This is a genomic window from Dehalococcoidia bacterium (genome assembly GCA_035574915.1).
Taxonomy (GTDB): domain Bacteria; phylum Chloroflexota; class Dehalococcoidia; order DSTF01; family WHTK01; genus DATLYJ01.
This window is the reverse complement of the sequence record DATLYJ010000057.1, coordinates 1-20203: the sequence shown is the minus strand read 5'-3', so window position 1 is coordinate 20203 and position 20203 is coordinate 1. Positions and strand designations below refer to the sequence as shown.

18 protein-coding genes and 1 pseudogene are annotated in these 20203 nt (G+C 67.2%); 9 read left to right on the top strand and 10 right to left on the bottom strand.

The features are described 5' to 3' along the window. The first annotated feature begins 2 nt into the window (after window positions 1-2). Window positions 3-920, top strand: coding sequence for a type II secretion system F family protein (locus VNN10_05430; protein ID HXH21449.1), 918 nt, complete (start codon window positions 3-5; stop codon window positions 918-920). Further along, window positions 917-1282, top strand: a complete 366-nt coding sequence (locus tag VNN10_05425; protein HXH21448.1) for a DUF192 domain-containing protein — start codon at window positions 917-919, stop codon at window positions 1280-1282. The genes VNN10_05430 and VNN10_05425 overlap by 4 nt, the downstream gene beginning before the upstream one ends. Here VNN10_05425 and VNN10_05420 read toward each other — a convergent pair. From VNN10_05420 to VNN10_05405, 4 genes and pseudogenes are all read right to left on the bottom strand, one after another. Continuing rightward, on the bottom strand, window positions 1279-2145 hold the full coding sequence (locus VNN10_05420; protein ID HXH21447.1) for a hypothetical protein: 867 nt from the start codon (window positions 2143-2145) through the stop codon (window positions 1279-1281). The two genes, VNN10_05425 and VNN10_05420, sit on opposite strands and share 4 nt — an antisense overlap. Before the next feature lie 66 nt (window positions 2146-2211). After that, the gene (locus VNN10_05415; protein HXH21446.1) at window positions 2212-3534 is read right to left on the bottom strand and encodes a LysM domain-containing protein; all 1323 of its coding nucleotides are present in this window, start codon (window positions 3532-3534) and stop codon (window positions 2212-2214) included. A 168-nt stretch (window positions 3535-3702) separates the two neighbouring features. Then, window positions 3703-4195, bottom strand: a pseudogene (locus tag VNN10_05410) (SRPBCC family protein). Between the two features lie 29 nt (window positions 4196-4224). Continuing rightward, window positions 4225-4569: a metalloregulator ArsR/SmtB family transcription factor gene (locus tag VNN10_05405; GenBank protein HXH21445.1), complete on the bottom strand. Its 345-nt coding sequence runs from the start codon at window positions 4567-4569 to the stop codon at window positions 4225-4227. A gap of 158 nt (window positions 4570-4727) precedes the next feature. Between VNN10_05405 and VNN10_05400 the strand changes: the two genes are divergently transcribed. Continuing rightward, window positions 4728-5975, top strand: a complete 1248-nt coding sequence (locus VNN10_05400) for a hypothetical protein (GenBank protein HXH21444.1) — start codon at window positions 4728-4730, stop codon at window positions 5973-5975. 24 nt (window positions 5976-5999) lie between these two features. Here VNN10_05400 and VNN10_05395 read toward each other — a convergent pair whose 3' ends face one another. The 5 genes from VNN10_05395 to VNN10_05375 form a co-directional block, all read right to left on the bottom strand. Further along, the gene (locus VNN10_05395; GenBank protein HXH21443.1) at window positions 6000-6869 is read right to left on the bottom strand and encodes a Ku protein; all 870 of its coding nucleotides are present in this window, start codon (window positions 6867-6869) and stop codon (window positions 6000-6002) included. Window positions 6870-7011: 142 nt separating this feature from the next. Further along, window positions 7012-7596, bottom strand: coding sequence for a YdeI/OmpD-associated family protein (locus tag VNN10_05390; GenBank protein ID HXH21442.1), 585 nt, complete (start codon window positions 7594-7596; stop codon window positions 7012-7014). Between the two features lie 163 nt (window positions 7597-7759). Next, window positions 7760-10552 (bottom strand): non-homologous end-joining DNA ligase, encoded by a 2793-nt coding sequence (gene ligD / locus VNN10_05385; GenBank protein HXH21441.1) that lies wholly within the window; start codon window positions 10550-10552, stop codon window positions 7760-7762. Between the two features lie 49 nt (window positions 10553-10601). After that, window positions 10602-11189, bottom strand: a complete 588-nt coding sequence (locus tag VNN10_05380) for a hypothetical protein (protein HXH21440.1) — start codon at window positions 11187-11189, stop codon at window positions 10602-10604. A 91-nt stretch (window positions 11190-11280) separates the two neighbouring features. Then, window positions 11281-12309 carry a PAS domain-containing sensor histidine kinase gene (locus tag VNN10_05375; protein HXH21439.1) on the bottom strand — a complete coding sequence of 343 codons (1029 nt, stop codon included), beginning with the start codon at window positions 12307-12309 and terminating at the stop codon, window positions 11281-11283. A 134-nt stretch (window positions 12310-12443) separates the two neighbouring features. On the opposite strand from VNN10_05375, the gene VNN10_05370 reads away from it, so the two are divergent. Next, entirely contained in the window at window positions 12444-14096 is a 1653-nt protein-coding gene (locus VNN10_05370) for a thiamine pyrophosphate-requiring protein (protein ID HXH21438.1), read from the top strand. 75 nt (window positions 14097-14171) lie between these two features. Here VNN10_05370 and VNN10_05365 read toward each other — a convergent pair whose 3' ends face one another. Then, the gene (locus tag VNN10_05365) at window positions 14172-15068 is read right to left on the bottom strand and encodes a radical SAM protein (protein ID HXH21437.1); all 897 of its coding nucleotides are present in this window, start codon (window positions 15066-15068) and stop codon (window positions 14172-14174) included. 116 nt (window positions 15069-15184) lie between these two features. On the opposite strand from VNN10_05365, the gene VNN10_05360 reads away from it, so the two are divergent. The 5 genes from VNN10_05360 (at window position 15185) to VNN10_05340 (ending at window position 20106) form a co-directional block, all read left to right on the top strand. After that, entirely contained in the window at window positions 15185-16072 is an 888-nt protein-coding gene (locus tag VNN10_05360) for a patatin-like phospholipase family protein (GenBank protein ID HXH21436.1), read from the top strand. A gap of 107 nt (window positions 16073-16179) precedes the next feature. Then, on the top strand, window positions 16180-17076 hold the full coding sequence (locus VNN10_05355; GenBank protein ID HXH21435.1) for a UTP--glucose-1-phosphate uridylyltransferase: 897 nt from the start codon (window positions 16180-16182) through the stop codon (window positions 17074-17076). A gap of 15 nt (window positions 17077-17091) precedes the next feature. Next, the gene (locus VNN10_05350) at window positions 17092-18477 is read left to right on the top strand and encodes a hypothetical protein (protein ID HXH21434.1); all 1386 of its coding nucleotides are present in this window, start codon (window positions 17092-17094) and stop codon (window positions 18475-18477) included. Next, entirely contained in the window at window positions 18467-19270 is an 804-nt protein-coding gene (locus tag VNN10_05345) for an SDR family oxidoreductase (protein ID HXH21433.1), read from the top strand. The genes VNN10_05350 and VNN10_05345 overlap by 11 nt, the downstream gene beginning before the upstream one ends. Next, window positions 19270-20106 carry a hypothetical protein gene (locus tag VNN10_05340; protein HXH21432.1) on the top strand — a complete coding sequence of 279 codons (837 nt, stop codon included), beginning with the start codon at window positions 19270-19272 and terminating at the stop codon, window positions 20104-20106. Before VNN10_05345 ends, VNN10_05340 begins: the two co-directional genes overlap by 1 nt. Window positions 20107-20203 lie beyond the last annotated feature (97 nt).

Below are 20203 nucleotides of genomic sequence, written 5' to 3'. Positions count from 1 at the left end.
GGATGCTGTTGATCATCGCTCTCCTTTTCGTCTTCGGGGCCATCGCGCTGCTTGTGCTGGGTCTCTCCTGGAGGGAACCCAGCGCAATCGAGGCCAGGATGTCAGCGATCCGCGGCGAGACGTACGCCCCGAACTTCGGCCCCGTCAATCAGCGCGAGTCCATAACCGTGCGCATCTTCGGCCCCCTGGGCGAGGCGCTCGGCCGGAAGCTGGGCAGCATGCTGCCCAGCGCCATCTTGCGCGCCCTGGAGCGAGAGCTGGTCCAGGCGGGCCAGCCCGTTTCCACCAGCGGCTTCCTCTTCGCCGTGGTCCTGGTCGAAGGCGTGATGCTGTTCATGGGGGCGATGCTGGCCATCTCGATGGGAGGCTTTGGCGGCCAGGGGACGCTGGTCTTCCTGGGCTGCGCCGCGATGGGTTACTTCCTGCCCCGCATGTGGCTCGGCAACAGGGTGCGCCACCGCCAGCACGAAATCGTCAAGAGCCTGCCGGACGCCTTTGACCTGGTGACGACGTGCGTGGAGGCTGGCCTCGGCCTCGATGCCGCCCTTGCGAAGGTCGCCGAGAAGGTCGAAGGCCCCTTCGCCGAGGAGCTCGGCGTCATGCTGCGCGAGGTCTCGCTCGGCAAGCTCCGCCGGGAGGCGCTGAAGGAGATGGCGGAACGGATTGGCATCCCCGACCTCACCATCTTCATAAACGCCGTCATCCAGGCCGAAACGATGGGTACCAGTATCGCGACCGTGCTGCGCGTGCAGGCGGACCAGATGCGGGTCAGGCGCCGCCAGAGAGCGGAGGCGCAGGCCTACAAGGCGCCTGTGAAGATGATCTTCCCGCTGGTGCTCTGCATCTTCCCGACGCTGTTCATAGTCATTCTCGGGCCCGCGGCTTTGGTGCTGTACGAGACGCTGGTGAAGGGCAAGTGATCGTCCGCAATCTTACCCGGGACACCACTCTCGGAGAGGCGATCCAGGTTGCGGACACGGCGGTCCGGCGGGTCAAAGGCCTGCTTGGCCGCGAGTGTCTGGAGGACGGCCAGGGCCTCCTCTTCAAGAGTTGTTCGTCCCTCCACACGCTTTTCATGCGCTTCCCCATCGACATCATCTTCATGGACCGGCAGGGGAAGGTGCTGAAGGTCAGGAAAGGCGTGAAGCCCTTCAAGTTCGTCGCCGCGCCGCTGCGCGCCTACTACGCGCTCGAGTTGCCCACGGACGCCGTCGCCAGGTCCGACACGCGCGTCGGCGACCGGCTGGTCTTCGAGGACGAGGTGGCTGAAATCGCGGCCTAGGCCGCAGGCTTCCAGCGCACGACACCGAGCGTGCGCGGCTCCGGCGAGAGCGCGTAGCCCCCCTCAACCCTGACCGCGATTGCCTCCACAGCCCGCGCCAGCCTCTGGTCCTCAGGCGTGCCTTCCAGCACCCAGGTAGGCCTGCGGGCCGCGCGATGGAGCGCTTCCAGGCTCTCGAACACCGGCCGCCTGCTGGGGAAGAGCGTTACCTCCGCAACCCGGCCGCGGGCAAACAGGAGGGCAATCAGCTCCCGGAGGCCGGGCAATAGGGCTCGTTCCTCGCCGTGTACTGGCTTCCACAGTGGCGCGAAGTCCTGCACCGGGGCCCTTTCGAAGAGGACAGCGACGCACAGGCGCGACACTTGCGCCTCGAACTGGTCCAGGAAGGGCCCGATGTCGGCGATGTCGTAGCCGACGTGGCTGATTAGCCCGAGGTCTGCGGTGGGGCAAGCGCTTGGCCCGGGCCAGCGCTCGTCGAAGACATCGATGTTTGCCACGCCGTGCTCTGCCATCGCCGAGGTCAGGACCGCCCGCATCCCCTCGGAGGGCTCGACCGCGTAGACGCGCCGCGAGCTCAGTGCAAGGGCGAGGGAGTAACGGCCACCGCCGGCCCCCAGGTCGAGCCAGGTCTCGTCCGGCTGGGCGAGCGAACGAAGGAAATCCAGGACCATGTCGTCCGCGCGGCGCGGGTCAGCCCGGAACTGTTCGGCGACCGGTGCGTAGAAGTCCTCGGGGCGCGGCCGGGCCGGCAGGCCCTCGACCTGCTCGTTATCGGCCCGCACCATCGCCGCCCAGGACCGCAAGGCGAGGTCCAGTGGCGGCCGCAGCAGGTCCGTGAGCGGCAACGATACATCTTCAGCCATGCCGTTGGTGCCTCCGAGGGCGGCGTCGACGCCCTCGGCATCATACCTGAGGCCCTGCAGGACGCCTCAAACCAGGCGGAGGACCTGGCCCACGGAGATCAGGTTGGGGTTGGCGAGGCCGTTGATCCTCGCGAGATGGCTCACTGTCGTACCGAAGCGAGCCGCGATCCCGGAGAGCGTATCGCCAGGCTGCACGGTGTAGGTCGTGGGCGTCGGCGCCGCGGGCGAGGGCGCCGAGACCAACGGCCCGCTGCCGCCACCACCCGGCACGGGAATGATGAGCTGCTGTCCCGGCCAGATCAGGTTGGGGTCGCTCAGGTTGTTCGCCTGCACGATAGCGTCGACAGTTGTCCCGAACATCGCTGCAATCCGCCCCAGCGTGTCGCCCGGCTGGACGATGTAGACCTCGAAGGCGCTTACCGGCGCCTCGCCCGGTGGCGGAGCGGGCGGGAGTCTGGCCGGCTTGTCACGCAGCAGGGTGAAGACGGACGGCTCGGAGACCCCGTAGCGCCAGGAAGACACGACGCGCACGCCCTGAGCGAAGGCGTGCTCGATGAACCGGTGCCACTCCCCGACGTCCGGCGTGGCGCCCTGGCCCACCGGTACGAGGTCCTTGCCGAAGGGCGCCAGCACCGTCTTGCTGACGTCGTTAAGGAACTCCGGCGTGATGCCGCCCGGGGGCACCGGCATGCCTGCCTGGGCGAAGCGGTCGTAGTTCGGCTGCGTGTTGAAGGTGCGCCAGTACTGCTGCGGCGCCAGCAACTGGCTGAAGGACGCGAACTCCATCAGCGGCACGCGGGCCAGCACCCAGGGCCGCGGGTCGATCGACGTCACGACCCAGCCGTTCGGCTGCAGGCGCCGCAGTTCGTTGCCGAAGGTCATCGCGTCCGCGGGCGTGCCGCGCCAGAACCCGTCATGCGGCTCGAGGTCGAGGAAGAGGCTGCGGGCGCCGGCCGCGAACACGTCCGCCGCCATGCGCGCCTCACGAATCGGGTCGATGCCTTTCACCACGCACCAGGCGTGGAACGGCACACCCGCGTCCTCGTAGTAGCGGACGAGAGTTTCGATCTGCCGGGGGCCGCTGACCGCGTAGGGTGACTTGTCGTACTCGGACATCCACTCGACGCCGTCGTGCGTCTTCAGGAGAATGCCCAGGTTATGCTCCCGCAGCTTCGCCCCGACCACGTTCGGCGCGCCGTCGACGGAGAACTGCCAGACCCAGACCAGGTGGCGCGGCCCTTCGGCGCTGGTGCTCGCGGACGCGGACGGCGCCCCAAACCCCCTTGCTCCAAGCAGAGCCCCGACACCGGCGGCCGCCGCGGCGCCGATGAAGGCGCGCCGGCTCATACCACCGCTACCCATGTCGTTGATTGCAGGACCATCTCTCATATCGCGAAGAGGTTACATAAGCATCTAAGAGGGAGGCAAGTTAAAAGACCGTATACGCGTCTATCAATTCCTGCCTAACGGACTGGCTCGCAGCGGCGGGCTGACTCTGGACGACGACTCCAGCGCGCGATCACCCGCGGAGCGCGGTCCGGCGTTGGCGCGTACGAACTAGGAGTCCAGCGGCCGCGCGCTCGCGCCCAGGGTGACAAGAAGCTCGTCGAGTTGCTCGAACGCCTCGCTGAACCCACCCGTACTTCCGGAGGAGATGGCGGCGTCGAGTGCTTCCTTCGAGGAATAGAGGTCGTGCACGACGACCCGTGTCTCGCCGCCTCTTTCTTCGAAGGTCACGGTGGTGATGGCGCCATCCGGGGTCTCATCATTGGTCCAGGAGAGGCGCGAGTGCGGGGTCACCTCGAGGTATCTGCCGAAGAACGCGATGGGTTCCGGGTCCCCGGCGAAAACCAGCCGGTACCCGCCCCCAAACACGGACATCCATCTCGCAGGTAAGCAGCGTCAGGCCGCTTGACTTCGGCACCCACCAACGCTTGAACATCTCAGGCTGCGTCCACGCTTCGAACAGGATGCGTGCAGAGCCATTGAATGTTCGCGTGACCACCAGGGCGCGCTCGGACTCCCGCTCTGTCGTCGTCTGGTCTTTCATAGGTTGGCTCCCTTCTCTCGTTGTGACCATCAACCTTCTTCCCGCCGTTTCAGCTCCTCAACGACCTTATCCAGTTCGTCGAAGCGTGCAGCCCAGAGCTGCCGATACCGTTCGATCCATGCCGCCTCCTCTTCGAGTTGGCGCGGCCCGAGCTTGCAGGTGCGCACGCGGCCGACTTTCTCTGTGGTGACGAGCCCCGCCTGTTCCAGGACGCGGACATGCTTCTTCATGCCCGTAAGGGTCATGTGGAACTTCCTGGCAAGGTCCGTGATCGAGGCGTCCGTCCGCGCAAGCAGCTCCAGGACGCCACGCCGCGTTGCGTCGGAGAGGGCGCCGAATGACGAATCGAAGCGGCTGGAGCTATACTGAACCATATGGTTCAGTATATACCACGGGGTTGGCGGGCCTGCAAGCACTGCTTCGCCCGCAGGCCAATGTCCGGCTCCGAGGCCTATGACAATCCCATCGAGTCGCGCCCCGGGCAGGCCAAAAAATCTACAGCCGAGCCTATCGCTACCGATTATGAGAGCAGATGATTCGGATAATCCGCGAAGACCCGGACGCGCTGCCGCCGGAACCGCAGCCCGCACCGGCCGCGGCCGCCGGCGGGGCGTCCTCGTGGTGGATGTACGCCCTGGGCGCGCTCGTGGTGGCAGCGGTGGCGGCGGGCGCGTTCCTCTACGTTGGGACGGGCGCTGACTCGAAGACGGGCTCAGCCGCTGCCGTCGAGCCTCGGCCCACCGCGGCGCCAACCCCTGTCTCGCAGGGCCTGCTGAAGCAGGCGGAGGCCCAGTTCGTCCCGCGCATGTCCCAGCCCCTCGCCGACCTGGTCCGCGCCCAACCCTGGTACCAGGAACTGACGCCGGAAAAGCTCGACCTGCTTTCCTGGCTGCTGAAGTGCGAGCAGGCGGCCCGGGCGCAGGGCGAGCAGAGGTCGGTAAGCGACCTGTTCCAGTTCGCGACCGAGCAGGCCTGGTACCTCGATGGCCTGGACGACTATGAGGCGAAAGGCCTCCGTGGTGTGGTGCAGGCTTACGAACGCTCCCTCACTACGCAGAAGGCGCCTCTCGTCGGGGCGTCCGCCGCCTCGACGCTCCGGCACCGTCTGTTCGATGCCGCCCTGCTTCCCGAGTCAGGCGAGGTCATGGTCATAGCCGCGGCCAAGGATCCCGCCCTCGGGCGCAAGGCGCTGGACATCGCGGTCGCGAACCTGCCGCGGGTGGAGGGAATGGTCGGCAAGTATCCGTACGCCTTCCTCTACATCGAGGTAACCCCCGAGATAGAGGACTATTACGAGGGCGCCTCGTTCAAGAATGAGTTTCTCCTGGTCGCCCCGGGCTCAGTGACGCCTGGCGTGTTGGTGCACGAACTCACCCATGCGACCGTCTACGGCCTCTTCCCTATCTGGTTCGAAGAGGGCCTGGCGTACGTCACCCATGAATACCTTACAGGCGATCTGTCCAGCTTCATACGCGGCGTCGCCCGGACAGCGCCAGCCAGGGCAGTCTGGTTGGATGTCTACAACTACGGGTACTACACGACTGGCCAGTGGGTCTTGGAGCAGGCTGGCGGCCTGCTCCTTCTAAATGCCATCTTCGAAACGGTAGGCCCGGAGGCCTTCAGCAACACGGTAAAGGCCTTGCGCACCAAGACCTACAACGACAACGAACTCCTGGCCCGCATCCTGGAACTGGCGCCGGAGGACAAGCAGCCCGCGATCCGGAAGCTCTACTGCGACCGGGTCGTCGGCACCACTCGTAACTACTGCGTCGGCCGCTAGGAGGGCGCGGCTATCCCGCGCTGCCTAGCTCGCCTTCCGCTTGGCCTTCCTCCGCGTCGAGAGCTCGTCTTCCTCTTCCGCCTGGCGTGGAGCCTCCGCCTTCTCTGGCGCTGAAGCCTGGCGGCGCGCCTTCGCTGCCTCGACACTTGCCCGCAGCGCTTCCATGAGGTCCGTGACTTTGGCGACGGCAGGCTGCGGCGCCTCGATCGTCTGGCCCTGGGCCTTGGCCCTTATGACCTCCAGCAGCGCCTCGCGGTAGTTGTCCCGGAACTGGGTGAGGTCCAGTTCCTCTGTGAGCATGTCGATCAGGGAGCGGGCCATCTGCAGTTCGCGCTCGCTCACCTGCACGTCCTCGCCCGGCACGGTGAGGTCCGCCGTGGAGCGCACCTCGTCCGCGTAGAACATGGTCTCGAGGGCGATCGTGTTCTCGTAGACGCGCAGCGTGCAGAGATGCTCCTTCTGCCGCATCGAGATCTTGGCGATGGCGACGCGCTTGCTCTCGTTCAAGGCCGCCATCAGGAGCGCGAACGGCTTCATCCCGACCTCGTCCGGCTCGAGATAGTAGGTCTTCTGGTAGTAGATGGGGTCGATTTCGCTCAGGTCCACGAACTGCGCGATCTCGATGGTGCGAGTGGTGCTCACGGGCACCTTGTCGAAGTCCTCGTCCTCGAGGACAACGTACTGTCCGGGGGCGATCTGGTAGCCCTTGACGATGTCGTCCCGGTCCAACTCGATGTCCTCTTCGGCGCAGAAGATCTTCTGGCGGATGCGAGAGTGGTCCGTCCTGTGAAGCTGGTTGAAGCGGACGTCCTTTTCGTCGGTAGCGGAGTAAAGCTTGACGGGGATGGTGACCATCCCGAAGCTGATCGCGCCCTTCCATAGTGGCCTTGGCATGTCCCACCTCCCGGCCCGCGGGCGCGAACCTCGCCGCCCTGCAGACCGTTGGCTTCCCATTGTAAGCGAAAGCCGGTCCAGGCCGGCTCCGGCGCAGCCCTGGCAGCCTAACTGGGACGTAACAGTGGCGGTCGCCGGGACTCTATTGCCCCGCCCCGGGGCGGGTGAGGGGACCCACTGTCCGTCCCGCTTCCGAGTCGCGGATCAGGGTCACGAGCCGCCTGCGGCGCGTCTCCTCGCGCCTGGCGCTCATCACCCAGAAGGCGGCGGTGCGGCGGTACCAGGGAGCCTGGGACTCGAACCAGCGCCAGGCCTCCTCGTTCGCCCTGAACTCGGCCTCGAACGCGGGCGCGAGCTGAATGTGGCGGTTTTCGAACGAGTAGGCGCCGGAGCGCGCCTCCTTGCGCGCCTCAAACGCGCGAAGGCCCGCAGGGTGCATCAGTCCCTGTTCGATCAAGGCCTCCACCTTCTTGAGGTTGATGTTGCTCCAGAAGCTGTCCGGCCGCCTTGGCGTGAAGCGTATGACGTACGCTTCCGGCCCGAGGCTCTTGCGAATGCCGTCGATCCAGCCGAAGCACAGCGCCTGATCGACCGACTGCGGCCACGTGAGGCTTGGCCGGCCCGTCCCGCGCTTGTGAAAGCCCACCCAAAGCTCCTGCGCCGTCTCGTGGTTGGCGCCAAGCCAGGCGCGGAACTCCTCCGGGGATGCAAAGAACAGGGGCTCCACGGATCAAAGGGTACAGAGTGCAGAGTGCAGAGGGCAGAGGGCGGAGGGCGGAGAGCACAGAGCAAAAGGCAGAGAGCAGAGAGATGCTCCCGCGAAGGCTTGAGCGTATGAAAGCGCATCGAGTCTCCGGCCGATGGCCGAGAGCCGACAGCCGAGACGAAGGCTAGCCCGCGAGCAGCCTCGACACGTCGTTCTTGAAATCGAGGATATCCCGCCAGGGGTCGCCGGACCTTGCGAGCCTGTCCGGCACGGAGTCGATCCGAAACGCGAGCGGGTCCGCCTTCGGCAGCTCGGACCAGAGCACCGGCATCGAAACGCCGGCCCAGGGCGTTGGCCGCAGCGAGTACTGGGCCGCCAGTTGCTTCCCGAACGTGTTCTGGTTGTAGTCGTAGAAGACCTTGCCTCTGCGCTTCGTGGTGTCCCACTCCATCGTGATGTCAGCCGGACGCTGCTGCACCAGGTAGACGCCTAGCGTCCGGGTGAACTCGCGCACCTCATCGTAGGTGAAGTCTCGGCGGATGGGGACGTAGACGTGCAGCCCGGTCTTCCCCGTCGTCTTGACGAAGGACGACAGCTTCAACTGGTCCAGGAGCGCTTTCAAGTCCAGCGCCACGGAGACGGTCTTCTCCCAGGCGCGGCGGTTGAACTCTGGTTCGGCGCCCTTCTTTTCGGCCCCCGAGTATATGTAGGGGTCGAGGTCGAAGACCATGTAGTCCGGGAAGTTGAGGATGGACTCCCGCGCTTCCTGCTTCGACCCTCGCGCTGCCAGCTTCCGGCCGTGGGCGTCCGGCTCCGGGTCGATGCGTGACATCCAGGCGTGGATCTCGAGGTCCGCGATCTGCGCCAGCCAGATGAGCGTGGGCAGGTTGTTGCACATCAGGTAGGTGCCGTTCTCCTGGTTGTGCTCCGACCAGATGTCGACGGTCTCCACGAAGGGCGGGATCGGCTGCGAGTAGTGCTTCTGGTAGAAGAGCGAGCCGGTAATGCCGTTAGGGTAGCGGGTGAGAGTCAGCGGCCGGTCCTTGAGGTGGCGTAGCAGCCAGGGGGCGACCTTCACGTAGTACCGGATCATGTCACCCTTGGTGAGCGGCGGGTGCTCTATCCCCTCCGTGCCGGTCGCCGCCGAGCCGCGGTAAGCCGGCCAGAACTCCTTGTCGAGGTTCGTCAGCTTCACGCGCTCGCCCTGGACTTCGACCACAACGTCGCGCTTTGCCGCGGCGTCGATTTGGGCCAGGACGCCTCGTACTTCCTCCTCCAGGCCGTCTTCGCTCCTGCCTGCAGGCTCCTCGACGACCTCGATGGCCGCCGCTGCCGGCGCTGGCGCCTCTTTGCGCACCTGGCGCGGGTCAACGTCCGGCCTCAGGCCCAGGAAGACGGGCGCGCGCAGGTGGTTGTCAGCCGTCCACTCCTGAAACTTCACCTGGGCGACCAATTCCGGCCGCACCCAGACGACCTTGCCCTCGACTCTGTTCGCGAAGGGCTTCTCATCGGTCTCCAGATCTCGCAGCTGCTTGAGCGTCGAGGCCAGCGTGGCGTCCGTGAAGCCGCTGCCGACGTTGGCGACATGAATGAGCTTGCCGTCGTCCCAGTAGCCAACGGCTATCGACCCGAAGGACTTGCTGCGTGAGCCTTCGCCCGGCGTGTAACCGCCGACCACGAACTCCTGCTCATTCACGCTCTTGACCTTGACCCACGACTTGCTGCGCACGCCCGGCTCGTAGCGCGAGTCCGCGCGCTTGCCGACCACCCCCTCGAAGCCCAACTCGCGCGAGGCCGCCTCCATCGCGGGGCCGTCGTCGGCGACGTAGCTGACAAGCTTGATGCGGGGGCCCTGCGCCACGTAGCGCCCCAAGAGCGCCTTCCGGTCTCTCAGGGGTACGCCGTGCAGGTCCCAGCCTTCCGCGTACAGGATGTCGAAGACGAAGTAGACGACCGGTAGCTCCGCCTCCATGCGCGCGATGTCGTGCTCGCGGGTCAGGTTGATGCGCGGCTGCAGGAGCTGGAAGCGAGGTACGCCGGCCTCGTCCAGGGCGCAGATTTCGCCATCGAGCACGAGGGGCTGGCCCTGCTGGCGCGCCAGGTCCGCTGCCAGGGCGGGGTACTGGCGCGTGCAGTCGAGCCCGCGGCGGCTGCGGAGCTCCACCTTGCCGTCGCGGATGAAGGCGAGGGCGCGGATGCCGTCGAGCTTGGGCTCCCAAAGCCAGCCGGGCCGGTCGAAGACCCGGTCGACAAGCGTGGCCATCATGGGCCGCTCCTTGCGGCTATCCGGGAACGGCGTCTTCTTCGCCGCCGGATGCGGCTCCGCGCCGCGTCCGCCGCCGGGCAGCCGCCCTTCCTTCAAGTCCTCGATCCTGAGGCCGCTGCGGACCGAACGGTCCTCCTCGAGGATGTCCCCGGTGGTCGCGTACTCGTCCTGGTGCTTGATTAGCAGCCAGGAGTTCTTGTCGTACCGGGTCTTCACGAGGGTGAAGGAGCCCTTGAGCTTGTGGCCGCGCAGGGTAAAGGACAGCTTCCCCTTCTCGAGGCCCTCGCGCATGCGACGGTTGCCTTCCTCTTTGTTGTCCCAGGAGTACACGCCGCCTTCGTCGGGCGTGTAGGTGCCCTCGTCCCAGATGATCACCTGGCCGGCGCCGTACTCGCCCCGCGGTATCACGCCCTCGAAGTTCCGGTACTCGTAGGGATGGTCTTCGACCATTACGGCCATGCGCCTGTCCCTGGGGTTGAGAGAAGGCCCCTTGGGCAGCGGCCAGGACTTCAGGACGCCATCGACCTCGAGGCGGAAGTCCCAGTGCATGCGCGTCGCGGCGTGCTGCTGGACGACGAACACGAGGTTCTTCGCTGCGTCATCGGCGCTGCCGGGGGGCGGTTCCGGCGTCCTGGTGAAATCGCGCTTTTCGCGGTAACGCTGGAGAGCCCGGTCCGTGGGCGCGCGCGCCGTGCTTTCTCGGGCCGGCATGATCCGATGGTATGCCGATGCGTCAGCAGGCGTAAATTGCGTGAAGGTGTCAGCGAGACGCCGTCAGCGGCAGAAAGCGCCGTGCCAGCGCCTCCACTCCTGCCTTGACGCCGGCGATGGGCACGCCCGTAACCTCGGCGATGCGAGCGTCCGTCTCCAACTGACAGATGCGGCGCAGTAGTTCGCGCTCGAAGTCGGAGGCGTCCGATGCCAGCGCCGCCGTGACGCGGGCAAGGTGTTCGCCGCGCTCCTCCGCGATCAGGTTCTCACCTGCCGCGACGCGCTCGAGCACATCTGCCAACGCGGTCAGCATCCGCACCTCCATGAGGAGACAGGCGGAGGCTCCTGCCAGGAGGGCGGCCAGCCAGTCGCGCTCGACCGCGTACCAGGTGAGCACGACGACCTTCGCGGCCGGCGCGGCGTCTCGGATGTCTCGCAGCGCCATGATGTCCGAGGCGTCCTGCAGGCGCTGCGCGACAATCGCGAACTCGGGCTGGGTCTCGCGCGCTTCGTGCAGGCCCGCGCGCAGCGAGTCGGCCTCGGCCGCGAGGTCGACGCTGAGCCGGCCGGCCAGGGCTTTACGGATCGCCTCTCTGGCAACGGGGTTGGCGCAGACGATGAGAGCTTTCCGGGCCAAGAGATCACCCCGCGGCCACGCAGTGGGCCGTGCGTTGTAGAGTGCCTGAGGGCGGAGGCCAGGTACATGGCCAAACGGCCCTTTCGCAGGCTCAGGCGGGACTCTCGGGCAGCGGTACCTCGACGATTATGGTCGTGCCCGCGCCGGGCGCGCTCTTGACCTCCAGCGTTCCGCCGGCGGCCGCGACGCGGGTGGCGATGTTTCGCAGGCCACGGTGCGTCTGGCCTCGCTCCGCGGTGGGGTCGAAGCCGCGGCCATCGTCACTGACCCGGAGGCGCAGGGTACCGCCGTTGCGTTCCAGTCCCACCAGCACTGACCGGGCGCGGGCGTGCCTGCGGACGTTGCTCAGGGCTTCATGCGTCACGTGATAGAGGGCAACACCGACTTCGTCCGGGACACCGCCGAGGTCGGCGCCGACGTCCACGAGCGTCTCGATCTGGGAGTTCTGCCGGAACTCGGCCGCCAGGTTCGCGACTGCGGGGCCCAGGTCACCGGTGTATTCGCGGGGGCGCAGGTCGAAGATGTAGCTGCGGATATCGCGGACGACGCCGTGCAGCTGGTCGATCGCCCGTTCCATGTTGGCCCGCGCTTCCTCCGGATTGGCGGCGAGGTCCTCCGCGGCCAGCTCGAGCGTAAGGCCCACGGCGTAGATGGCCTGCATGATCCCGTCGTGCAGGTCCATGCCTATCCGGTGTCGTTCGCGCTCCGTCTCGAGCTCGGTGCGCAGGCGCTCGCGCTCGCGCTCCAGGCGGCGACGTTCGCTGACGTCGCGGATCACGGCCGTCACCAGGCGCCGGCCGTCACTGACGAACGGGCTCAGGCTGATCTCGACGGGGAACTCCTCGCCATCCTTACGCCGGCCCACGAGGTCGAGGTGCAGCCCCATTGGCCGGGTGGTGGGCTTTTCGAAGTAACGCTCGCGGTGCAGCACGTGGGCCTCACGCCGCGCTTCCGGCATCAGCAGCTCCACCGGCCGGCCGATCAGCTCCTCTCGCTCGTATCCGAAAATCCGCGACACCTGTTCGTTGGTCAGCACGATCTCGCCCTTCTCGTCCGCGATGAGGATGCCGTCAGGCGCCGAGGCGAGAAGGTGCTCGAGGTCGATGTTGGGTGTCGTCATGGCTCCCGTGTCAGTTTACCTTCACCAGCGCGGCGCCTGAAGGCCGGGAGGCGCCCTGGAATCGGTCGCGCTGGCGTGCTCTACAATGCGGCCAGTCCCCGCGTAAGGTCTTCCGCACAACGAGGCAGGTGGCAATGCGAGTCGCGAACGTAATCGCCGAAGTCTTGAAGCGCGAGGGCGTAGAGTTCCTCGTTGCCTATCCGGTGAACGCCTTGATCGAGGCCTGCGCCCAGATCGACATTCGCACGATCATCGTCCGGCAGGAGCGCACCGGCATCCACATGGCGGACGCCTACAGCCGCCTGAATTCGGGCAAGAAGGTCGGCGTCTTCGCCTGTCAGAACGGGCCGGGGGCAGAGAACGCCTTCGGCGGCATCGCCCAGGCCTTCTCGGAGTCCGTGCCCCTGGTCTTCATCCCCGCCGGCTACGGACGCCACCTGACGCATGTGTATCCGAACTTCAACTCCACCTTGAACTACCGCAACGTCACGAAGTGGTCGGAGCAGGTACTCACGCCGGCCGCGGTGGTCGAGGCTATGCGCCGCGCCTTCACCCAGGTCCGCAACGGCCGGCCGGGCCCCGCGCTCATCGAGGTGCCAGCCGATGTCTGGCGCGAGGAGGTCCCCGGCACCGAAGACGGCCTCAAGTACGAACCCGTGCGCGCAACCCGCTATGCCCCCGACCCGGCCGACATATCGCGCGCGGCCGAGGCGCTGGCGAACGCCGAGCGACCGGTCATCTACGCCGGCCAGGGGGTCCACTACGCCGAGGCCTGGGACGAGCTGCGCGAGTTCGCGGAGTTGCTCGAGGCGCCGGTAACGACCAGCCTGGAGGGCAAGAGCGCCTTCCCCGAAGACCACCCGTTGTCCCTCGGCTCCGGCGGGCGTTCCTTGCCGAAGCCGGTCTGGGACTTCCTCCAGGCCTCTGACCTGATCTGCGGCATTGGCTGCAGCTTCAGCCGCACGAGCTACGGCATCCAGTTTTCCCCCAACAAGACCTACATCCACAACACTGTCGACCCCACGGACTTGAACAAGGACATCCCCACGAAGTACCCGCTCGTCGGCGATGCCAGGCTGACCCTGCAGGCGCTAACCGCCGAACTGCGGGAGCGCCTGAAGGGCCGCCCGCGCGGCAAGACGGCGGCCATAAAAGCCGAAATCGACCGCTGCCGCGACGAGTGGCTGCAGACCTGGTCGCCGAAGCTGAACTCCGAGGAGGTGCCGCTTTCGCCGTACCGGGTGATCCGCGACCTCATGCAGACGGTCGACGTCCGCAACACGATCATCACGCACGACGCCGGCAGCCCGCGCGACCAACTCTCGCCCTTCTGGCCCTCCGTGACGCCGCTGAGCTACATCGGCTGGGGCAAGACCACGCAACTCGGCTACGGCCTGGGGCTGGCCATGGGCGCGAAGCTCGCCCGTCCCGACAAGCTGTGCATAAACGTCTGGGGCGACGCCGCCATCGGCATGACGGGCATGGACTTCGAAACGGCCGCGCGCGAGCGCATCCCGATCTTGTCCATCCTGCTCAACAACTTCTCCATGGCCATCGAGCTACCGGTCATGCCGGTCTCGACCGAGAAGTACCGCTCGACGGACATCAGCGGCAACTACGCGGACTTCGCCTGCGCCCTCGGCGGCTACGGCGAGCGCGTGACTACGCCCGACCAGATCGTGCCCTCGATAAAACGCGGCATCCAGGCAACGCAGGAGGGCCGCCCCGCGCTGCTGGAGTTCATCACCCAGAAGGAGACGCAGATCTCCAGCTTCGGGCGCGGCTAGACGCGGGCACGGCCGGCCGGCGAGGTCATGCCACTTCCGCAGTGGCCGGCAAGCTCAGCGCTCGCCACGGCCATCCTAGAGGCCGAATAGCGCCAGTTGCTCCGCGCCGGGCGCGGGCGCGAGGGGCTCCCGCCGCCGGTCGGCGATGTCGTACTCGCCGCGCAGGAGCCGGACTCGCTCCTGTATCGGCTCCGCGACTTCCCTGGGGACGTAGGGGCGGGCGTAGAGGCGCAGGTAGCGGTCCAGCATCTCCGGCCAGTCGCGCGCCAGGTTCTCGAGGAAGTGCTCGCGCGTGCCCGGCTTGAGATAGAGGACGTTCGCCCACAGGAAAGCCGCGCCGGCGTCCCTTGCCGCCATTACGACCTCGCGCAGCATCTCCGGCTTGTCGCTTATCCCCGGCAGGATCGGCGCCATCCCTACGCCGGCCTTCACTCCGGCATCGATCAGCGCGCGCAGGGCGCGCAGCCGCTGGCGGGGAGGGGCCGTCCCCGGTTCGGTGCGCCGCCACACCTCGAGGTGGAGCGTCGGCACCGAGAAGTTCACCTGCACGTCGGCCCGGCGGGAGGCTTCCTGCAGCACATCGATGTCGCGCACGATCATGGGCCCGCGGGTGACGATGCTGAAGGGATTGCGGACGGAGCACAGGACCTCCAGGCAGCCACGGGTGAGCCTGTACTTGCCCTCCGCGGGCTGGTAGGGGTCTGTCGCCGCGCCAATCGCCACCGGCTCGCGCTTCCAGGAGCGCCGAGCCACCTCCGCGCGCAGGACCTGCGGGATGTTGACCTTGACCCGGATCGAGGCGCCGTAGCGGCCGTCATAGGGCCGGTCCGCGCGGCGCTCGAAGGCGCGGACGTAGCAAAACGTGCACTGGTGGGCGCAGCCCATGTAGGGGTTAAGGGACCATGCGAATGGCATTCCCTGGACGCGATTGAGCGCCGTCTTGCACGGCTCCTCGCGGTACTCGGTCGCCATAGGACGGCGACGATGATAGCACATGTGTTCTGTCCGTCAAGCGAGAGCGGCACCGGGCCTTCGGGTTAAGGGCACCTGTCCGCTATCGTAGGCGCAGTACTGGCCGGAGGCTGAAAGTGGCGAAGCGAGCGCTGGTTCTGAGTGGCGGCGGACCGGTGGGCATCGCCTGGGAGACAGGCGTCGCCGCCGGGCTGGCCGAGCGGGGGATCGACCTCAGGGATGCAGACCTGATCATCGGGACCTCGGCGGGATCGGTTGTCGGCGCACAGCTTGCGCTCGGACGCGCTCCGGCCGAGATGCTCGCGGGTCAGCTCGCCCGCCGCGACCGCGAGGGCGGGCCGGCCGGCCGCGAGGGTGAGCGGCCATCAGCTCCGGACCTCTCGGGCCTGATGCAGGTGATGGCAAGGGCCTGGCAGGCTGACCGCCCGCTGGAGGAGAGGCTGCGAGAGGTAGGCGCCTTCGCCCTCGCCGCGAAGACCGGCGACGAGGAGGCGTTCGTGGCTGGATTTCGGGGCGGCATCGCCGACGCCTGGCCGGAGAAGGACTTCCGTTGCACGGCTATCGATGCGCTCACTGGACGCTTTGTCGTCTGGGACAGAAGTTCGGGAGTCCCGCTTGTCCGGGCCGTTGCCTCCAGTTGCGCTGTGCCCGGCATCTTCCCACCGGTCACGATCGACGGCAGGCGCTATTACGACGGCGGCATCCGCTCGGCGAGCAACGCTGACCTTGCCGCGGGCGCCGAGATCGTGCTGATCATCAGCGTTGGCGGCGGGGAAGGTTCGGACGACCCGCGGGCCCTGCTTGCGCGCCAGCGCATCGAGGCCGAGATCGCCACGCTCCGGGAAGCCGGCGCAAAAGCCGTTGAGCTGATCACCCCTGATAGCGAGTCGCGCGAGGCCTTCGGCATGAACCTCATGGACTCCCGCCAGAACCCGCGCGCGGCCGAGAGCGGCCTGCGCCAGGGCCGCGCTGAGGCCGAGCGGCTCAGGCGGATCTGGGGCTGACCGCGCCTCCGCTGCCCGCGAAGGTCTCCGCGGGACCCCGTGCTAGAATCGGGCTGGCCCCGCGACTACGCATTGTGTAGAGGTGTGTTCTGCCTTCATCTGCCGGCATGGGGCAAGCTAACGTCCGCAAGGCAGTGATACTCGCCGCGGGGTACGGCACGCGGCTTCTCCCTGTCACCAAGGCCCAGCCGAAGGAGATGCTGCCCCTCGTCGACAAGCCCGTAATCCACTACTCCGTCGAAGAGGCGGTGGCGGCCGGCATCAAGGACATCATCATCGTCACCGCGATCGGCAAGCGCGCCGTCGAGGACTACTTCGACCGCTCGCGCGACGTCGAGCAGCTACTGGAGTCGAAAGGCGACTACGAGGGCGCCCAGCGCTTGCGAGCCATCTCCAGCCAGGCCAATTTCGCCTACGTCCGCCAGGGTGAAATGGGTGGCATCGGCCACGCGGTGCTCACCGCCCGACACCTGATTGGCGACGACCCCTTCGTGCTGTTCCTTCCGGACGATGTCATCCTCGGGCCGAAGCCCGTCGCCCTCGGCCTCATCGAGTGCTTCGAGAAGTACGGATGCAGCGTCGTGGCGGTCGAGGAGGTGCCGGAAGAGCTTACGCACCAGTACGGCATTGTCAGCGGCGAGCCGGTGTCCGAGGGCGTGCTGCGCCTGCGCCAGCTCGTCGAGAAGCCGGCGCGCGGCACCGCGCCGGGGCGCCTGGCGATAGTCGGCCGTTACCTCTTCACCCCTGCCGTCTTCGACGCGATCGAACGCGCCGGGCGCGGCCACGGCGGCGAGATGCAGATCACCGACGCCATGCAAATCCTCGCGCGCGAGGAGGGCATGTACTCCTACGAGTTCGAGGGCTACCGTATCGACATCGGTCGCCCTCTGTCCCTGATCACGGCGAATGTCACGGTTGGCCTGATGCGTGAGGACATCGCGCCGGAACTGCGCCGCTTTCTCCGCAGCCTTGACCTCGGTGCGGACGGCGAGGGGCGTGCCTAGCGTGGGGGAGAGCGCGTGAGGATCCTCTCGCTCGGCATCGCGTTGCCCGACCAGCAGGTCGATAACTACGGCTGGGCAAACGCCCTCTCGTTTTTCGACTACGACGCGATCGTGGTCGACCCGGCCGTCGCCGTGTCCGAGATGATCGAAGGCGTCGTCCGCGATGGCATCAGCCACACTACCTACAACGAGGAGCCGGTGGAGAACGGCCCCACGACCGCGACGACAGTCGGCCTCGCCGACCTCCTGCGCCGCAGGGCCGCGGAGACCGAACGCCTCCTCGCCCGGGGCGGCCTGGTCGTCTGCTTCGCCTATCCGGACGTGCCGCACCCGAGGGTCGCGAACTTCACGGGCTGCCATCGCTACTACTGGCTGCCCGCGCCCGCCGGCGCCAGCTACGGGCCCGACTACGTCAAGCCGGCAGGCGGCATCGAGGCGGTGCCCACGGACTACGAACATCCCTTCGCCGACTTCGTCGAGCGCCATCGCAAGCTGGTCCAGTACCGCGCCATCTTCGCCGAAGGCGCGACCGGCTTCGGCGAGGGGGCGCGCGTCATCGCCCGCAGCCCCGGTGGCGCTGCCCTCGGCCTCGATGTCGCCGTCGGTGGCGGCCGCATCGTCTTCCTGCCGGCGGTGCCGCATCGTCTCGGCTCGGCCGACAGGACCGCGCTCGCCGGGTCGATCGTCACCGGCGTGCGCAACCTCCTCCTTGCCGCCGCGGAGGGCCCCGCGCCGGCCTGGGTCTCAGGCTTCGACGTCCCCGGCCTCCAGGAGGCCCAGGAGCGCGTGGACCAGGCCGAGAGCAAGCTGGAGAACCTCGAGATCGAGCTGGAGCAGGCCCGAAACGCGTACCGCGCCCTGGACCGTTACCGGCGTATCCTCTGGCAGGAGGGCAAATACGGCCTGGACCTGCCGGTGCGCGACGCCCTCTCTCTCCTCGGTCTCTCTTCCTTCTCCCGTCCGGATGACCCGGCCGTGTTCTCCTACCAGGGCGAATACGTGATCGTCGAGACGGAGGGCAGCTCGGGTGAGGTCGGCATGGCGGCGCACTACCGCCTGCGCCAGCGTCTCGAAAGCCACATCGCGGAGCGGAAGGAAGCGGCGCGGGCCCTCCTCGTAGTCAACGGGAACCGCCAGGTCCCGCCCGCAAGCAGGCCGCGGCAGTACGCGGAGGAGCTCGCCGTGGCGGCGGAGACCATGCGCTACTGCCTGATAGAGACGACGAAGCTCTTCCAGGCTGTGCGCGCGAAAATGGCGGGCGCGGACGAAGACGTGAAGGAGTTCGTGGCGGCCCTCCTGCGGACGGAGGGCGTGTTCGAGGGGCCGGTGCCCCAGGCGGCGGCTCCGCCGCCGGAGGGCGAGGCCGCAGCAGAAGAGGACGGCGAAGAAGATGACGACTAACGGCAGGCTGAGCGACTGGGCCCTGATCCTCGGCGCGTCGAGCGGGTTCGGCGGCGCAACGGCCGTCGAGCTGGCGCGGTCGGGGATGGACATCTTCGGCGTCCACCTGGACCTCCGGTCGACGCTGCCAAACGCCGAGAAGGTCATGGAGGCTATTCGCGCCGAGGGCCGCCAAGCCGTTTTCTTCAACATGAACGCGGCCGACGCGGCCAAGCGTCAGGAGGCGGTCGAGAAAATGGCCGCGAAGGCGGCCGAGACCGGCTCCTTCGTGCGCGTGGTACTGCACTCGCTGGCCTTCGGCACTCTGCAGCCCGTAATTGCCGACAACCCCAAGGAGGCCCTGACCCAACGTCAGATGGAGATGACGCTGGACGTAATGGCCAACAGCCTTATCTACTGGGCCCAGGACCTCTACGCCCATGGCCTGCTGCGCCGGGGCAGCCGCATCTACGCCATGACTTCATCCGGCTCCACGCGCGTCATCAAGAGCTACGGCGCAGTCTCGGCCGCCAAGGCCGCCCTGGAAGCTCACATACGGCAACTCGCCTTCGAACTCGCGCCCATGGGCGTCACGGCCAACGCCATCCGGGCCGGCGTTACCGACACGCCCGCCCTGCGGCGCATCCCGGAGGGCGTCAACCTGCTGGAGCGGGTCAACATGGCAAATCCCAGCGGCCGCGCCACCACGCCCGTCGATGTCGCCCGCTGCATCGCCGCGCTGGCGGACGAGCGGACCTACTGGATGACGGGCAATGTCATCGGCGTCGACGGTGGGGAGGAGATCACAGTCTAGTGGCGGGGAAGGGCCTCGGCACCTACGGGACCCAGTTGCAGGCGTTCCTTGATCGCTCTCTAGCCCTCCGTGACGACGACTGGAGCCGGGTCGACGAGCGTTATGCAGCTTCGCTCGCCTGCTTTGGGCACGTGGGCGTGGAAGAACTCATGGATGAGATCGACCTTGTTTTCGGAGACGACCCGGAATCCTTCGTCGAGGATGCGGTGCGGCACATCGCCGATTCGATTCGTGGGCTTGATAACGCTCGTCAGGCGCTCATCATCCCGGCTGCGCTCGCAGTCGCCGGATTCGAAGCAGTCCCGCTGTTGCTCTTCGAGGCGGCGTATGGCCCGTTCTCGGAAGTCATACCACCGGAGTCACTGCCGGGCTCGCCGCCGCTGCCTTCCGTAAAGCTGACTTACACTCTGGCAGAGCGCTTCGTCTCGCGTGCAGCTCGTCTCGACGCCCACTGGTTAAGTGCATTACGAATCTGGGAGATGGCGTATGACGCCATCGGCGAGCGCGCCATCGCCGCTGCCATCAAGGCAGCCGATAGCGCGCTGCCAGGCCGCGACGTGGCCCTCCAGGAGCGGCTCTTCCTCGCCGTGGCCGAGACGGCTCGAGCAGCGTTCACCACCGCCGCGATCGTCCGCGAGGTTGCTGAGGAGGAGATCGAGCTCACGGACGACGACGTGGAGCCCGAGCAGGTCGACGACCTTGACCACGAGTGCGACCAGCCTGATTCTCTGCCGGCCCTGGCCGGCCCGAGAACGCGGGCCTGGCAGCTTCGGCAAGGGTTGCAACTCATCTGGCCGAGAATGCCGTCCGGGCGCTCATGTGCAGGCCGCGCCTGACCCCCCAGGCTTTCGCCACCCTGTACCTACCCTTTGCCGCGTTCATCCCGGTGGAGAGCCTGGAGCCAGGGCTGGCCTGACCCGCGCCCAGAGCGAT

Bases quoted from the DNA above. Each gene is read 5' to 3' on its own strand.
- VNN10_05430 (HXH21449.1), top strand. From the start codon at position 3: ATGCTGTTGATCATCGCTCTCCTTTTCGTCTTCGGGGCCATCGCGCTG.
- VNN10_05420 (HXH21447.1), bottom strand. From the start codon at position 2,145: ATGGCTGAAGATGTATCGTTGCCGCTCACGGACCTGCTGCGGCCGCCA.
- VNN10_05415 (HXH21446.1), bottom strand. From the start codon at position 3,534: ATGAGAGATGGTCCTGCAATCAACGACATGGGTAGCGGTGGTATGAGC.
- VNN10_05405 (HXH21445.1), bottom strand. From the start codon at position 4,569: ATGGTTCAGTATAGCTCCAGCCGCTTCGATTCGTCATTCGGCGCCCTC.
- VNN10_05400 (HXH21444.1), top strand. From the start codon at position 4,728: ATGATTCGGATAATCCGCGAAGACCCGGACGCGCTGCCGCCGGAACCG.
- VNN10_05395 (HXH21443.1), bottom strand. From the start codon at position 6,869: ATGCCAAGGCCACTATGGAAGGGCGCGATCAGCTTCGGGATGGTCACC.
- ligD (HXH21441.1), bottom strand. From the start codon at position 10,552: ATGCCGGCCCGAGAAAGCACGGCGCGCGCGCCCACGGACCGGGCTCTC.
- VNN10_05375 (HXH21439.1), bottom strand. From the start codon at position 12,309: ATGACGACACCCAACATCGACCTCGAGCACCTTCTCGCCTCGGCGCCT.
- VNN10_05370 (HXH21438.1), top strand. From the start codon at position 12,444: ATGCGAGTCGCGAACGTAATCGCCGAAGTCTTGAAGCGCGAGGGCGTA.
- VNN10_05365 (HXH21437.1), bottom strand. From the start codon at position 15,068: ATGGCGACCGAGTACCGCGAGGAGCCGTGCAAGACGGCGCTCAATCGC.
- VNN10_05355 (HXH21435.1), top strand. From the start codon at position 16,180: ATGGGGCAAGCTAACGTCCGCAAGGCAGTGATACTCGCCGCGGGGTAC.
- VNN10_05345 (HXH21433.1), top strand. From the start codon at position 18,467: ATGACGACTAACGGCAGGCTGAGCGACTGGGCCCTGATCCTCGGCGCG.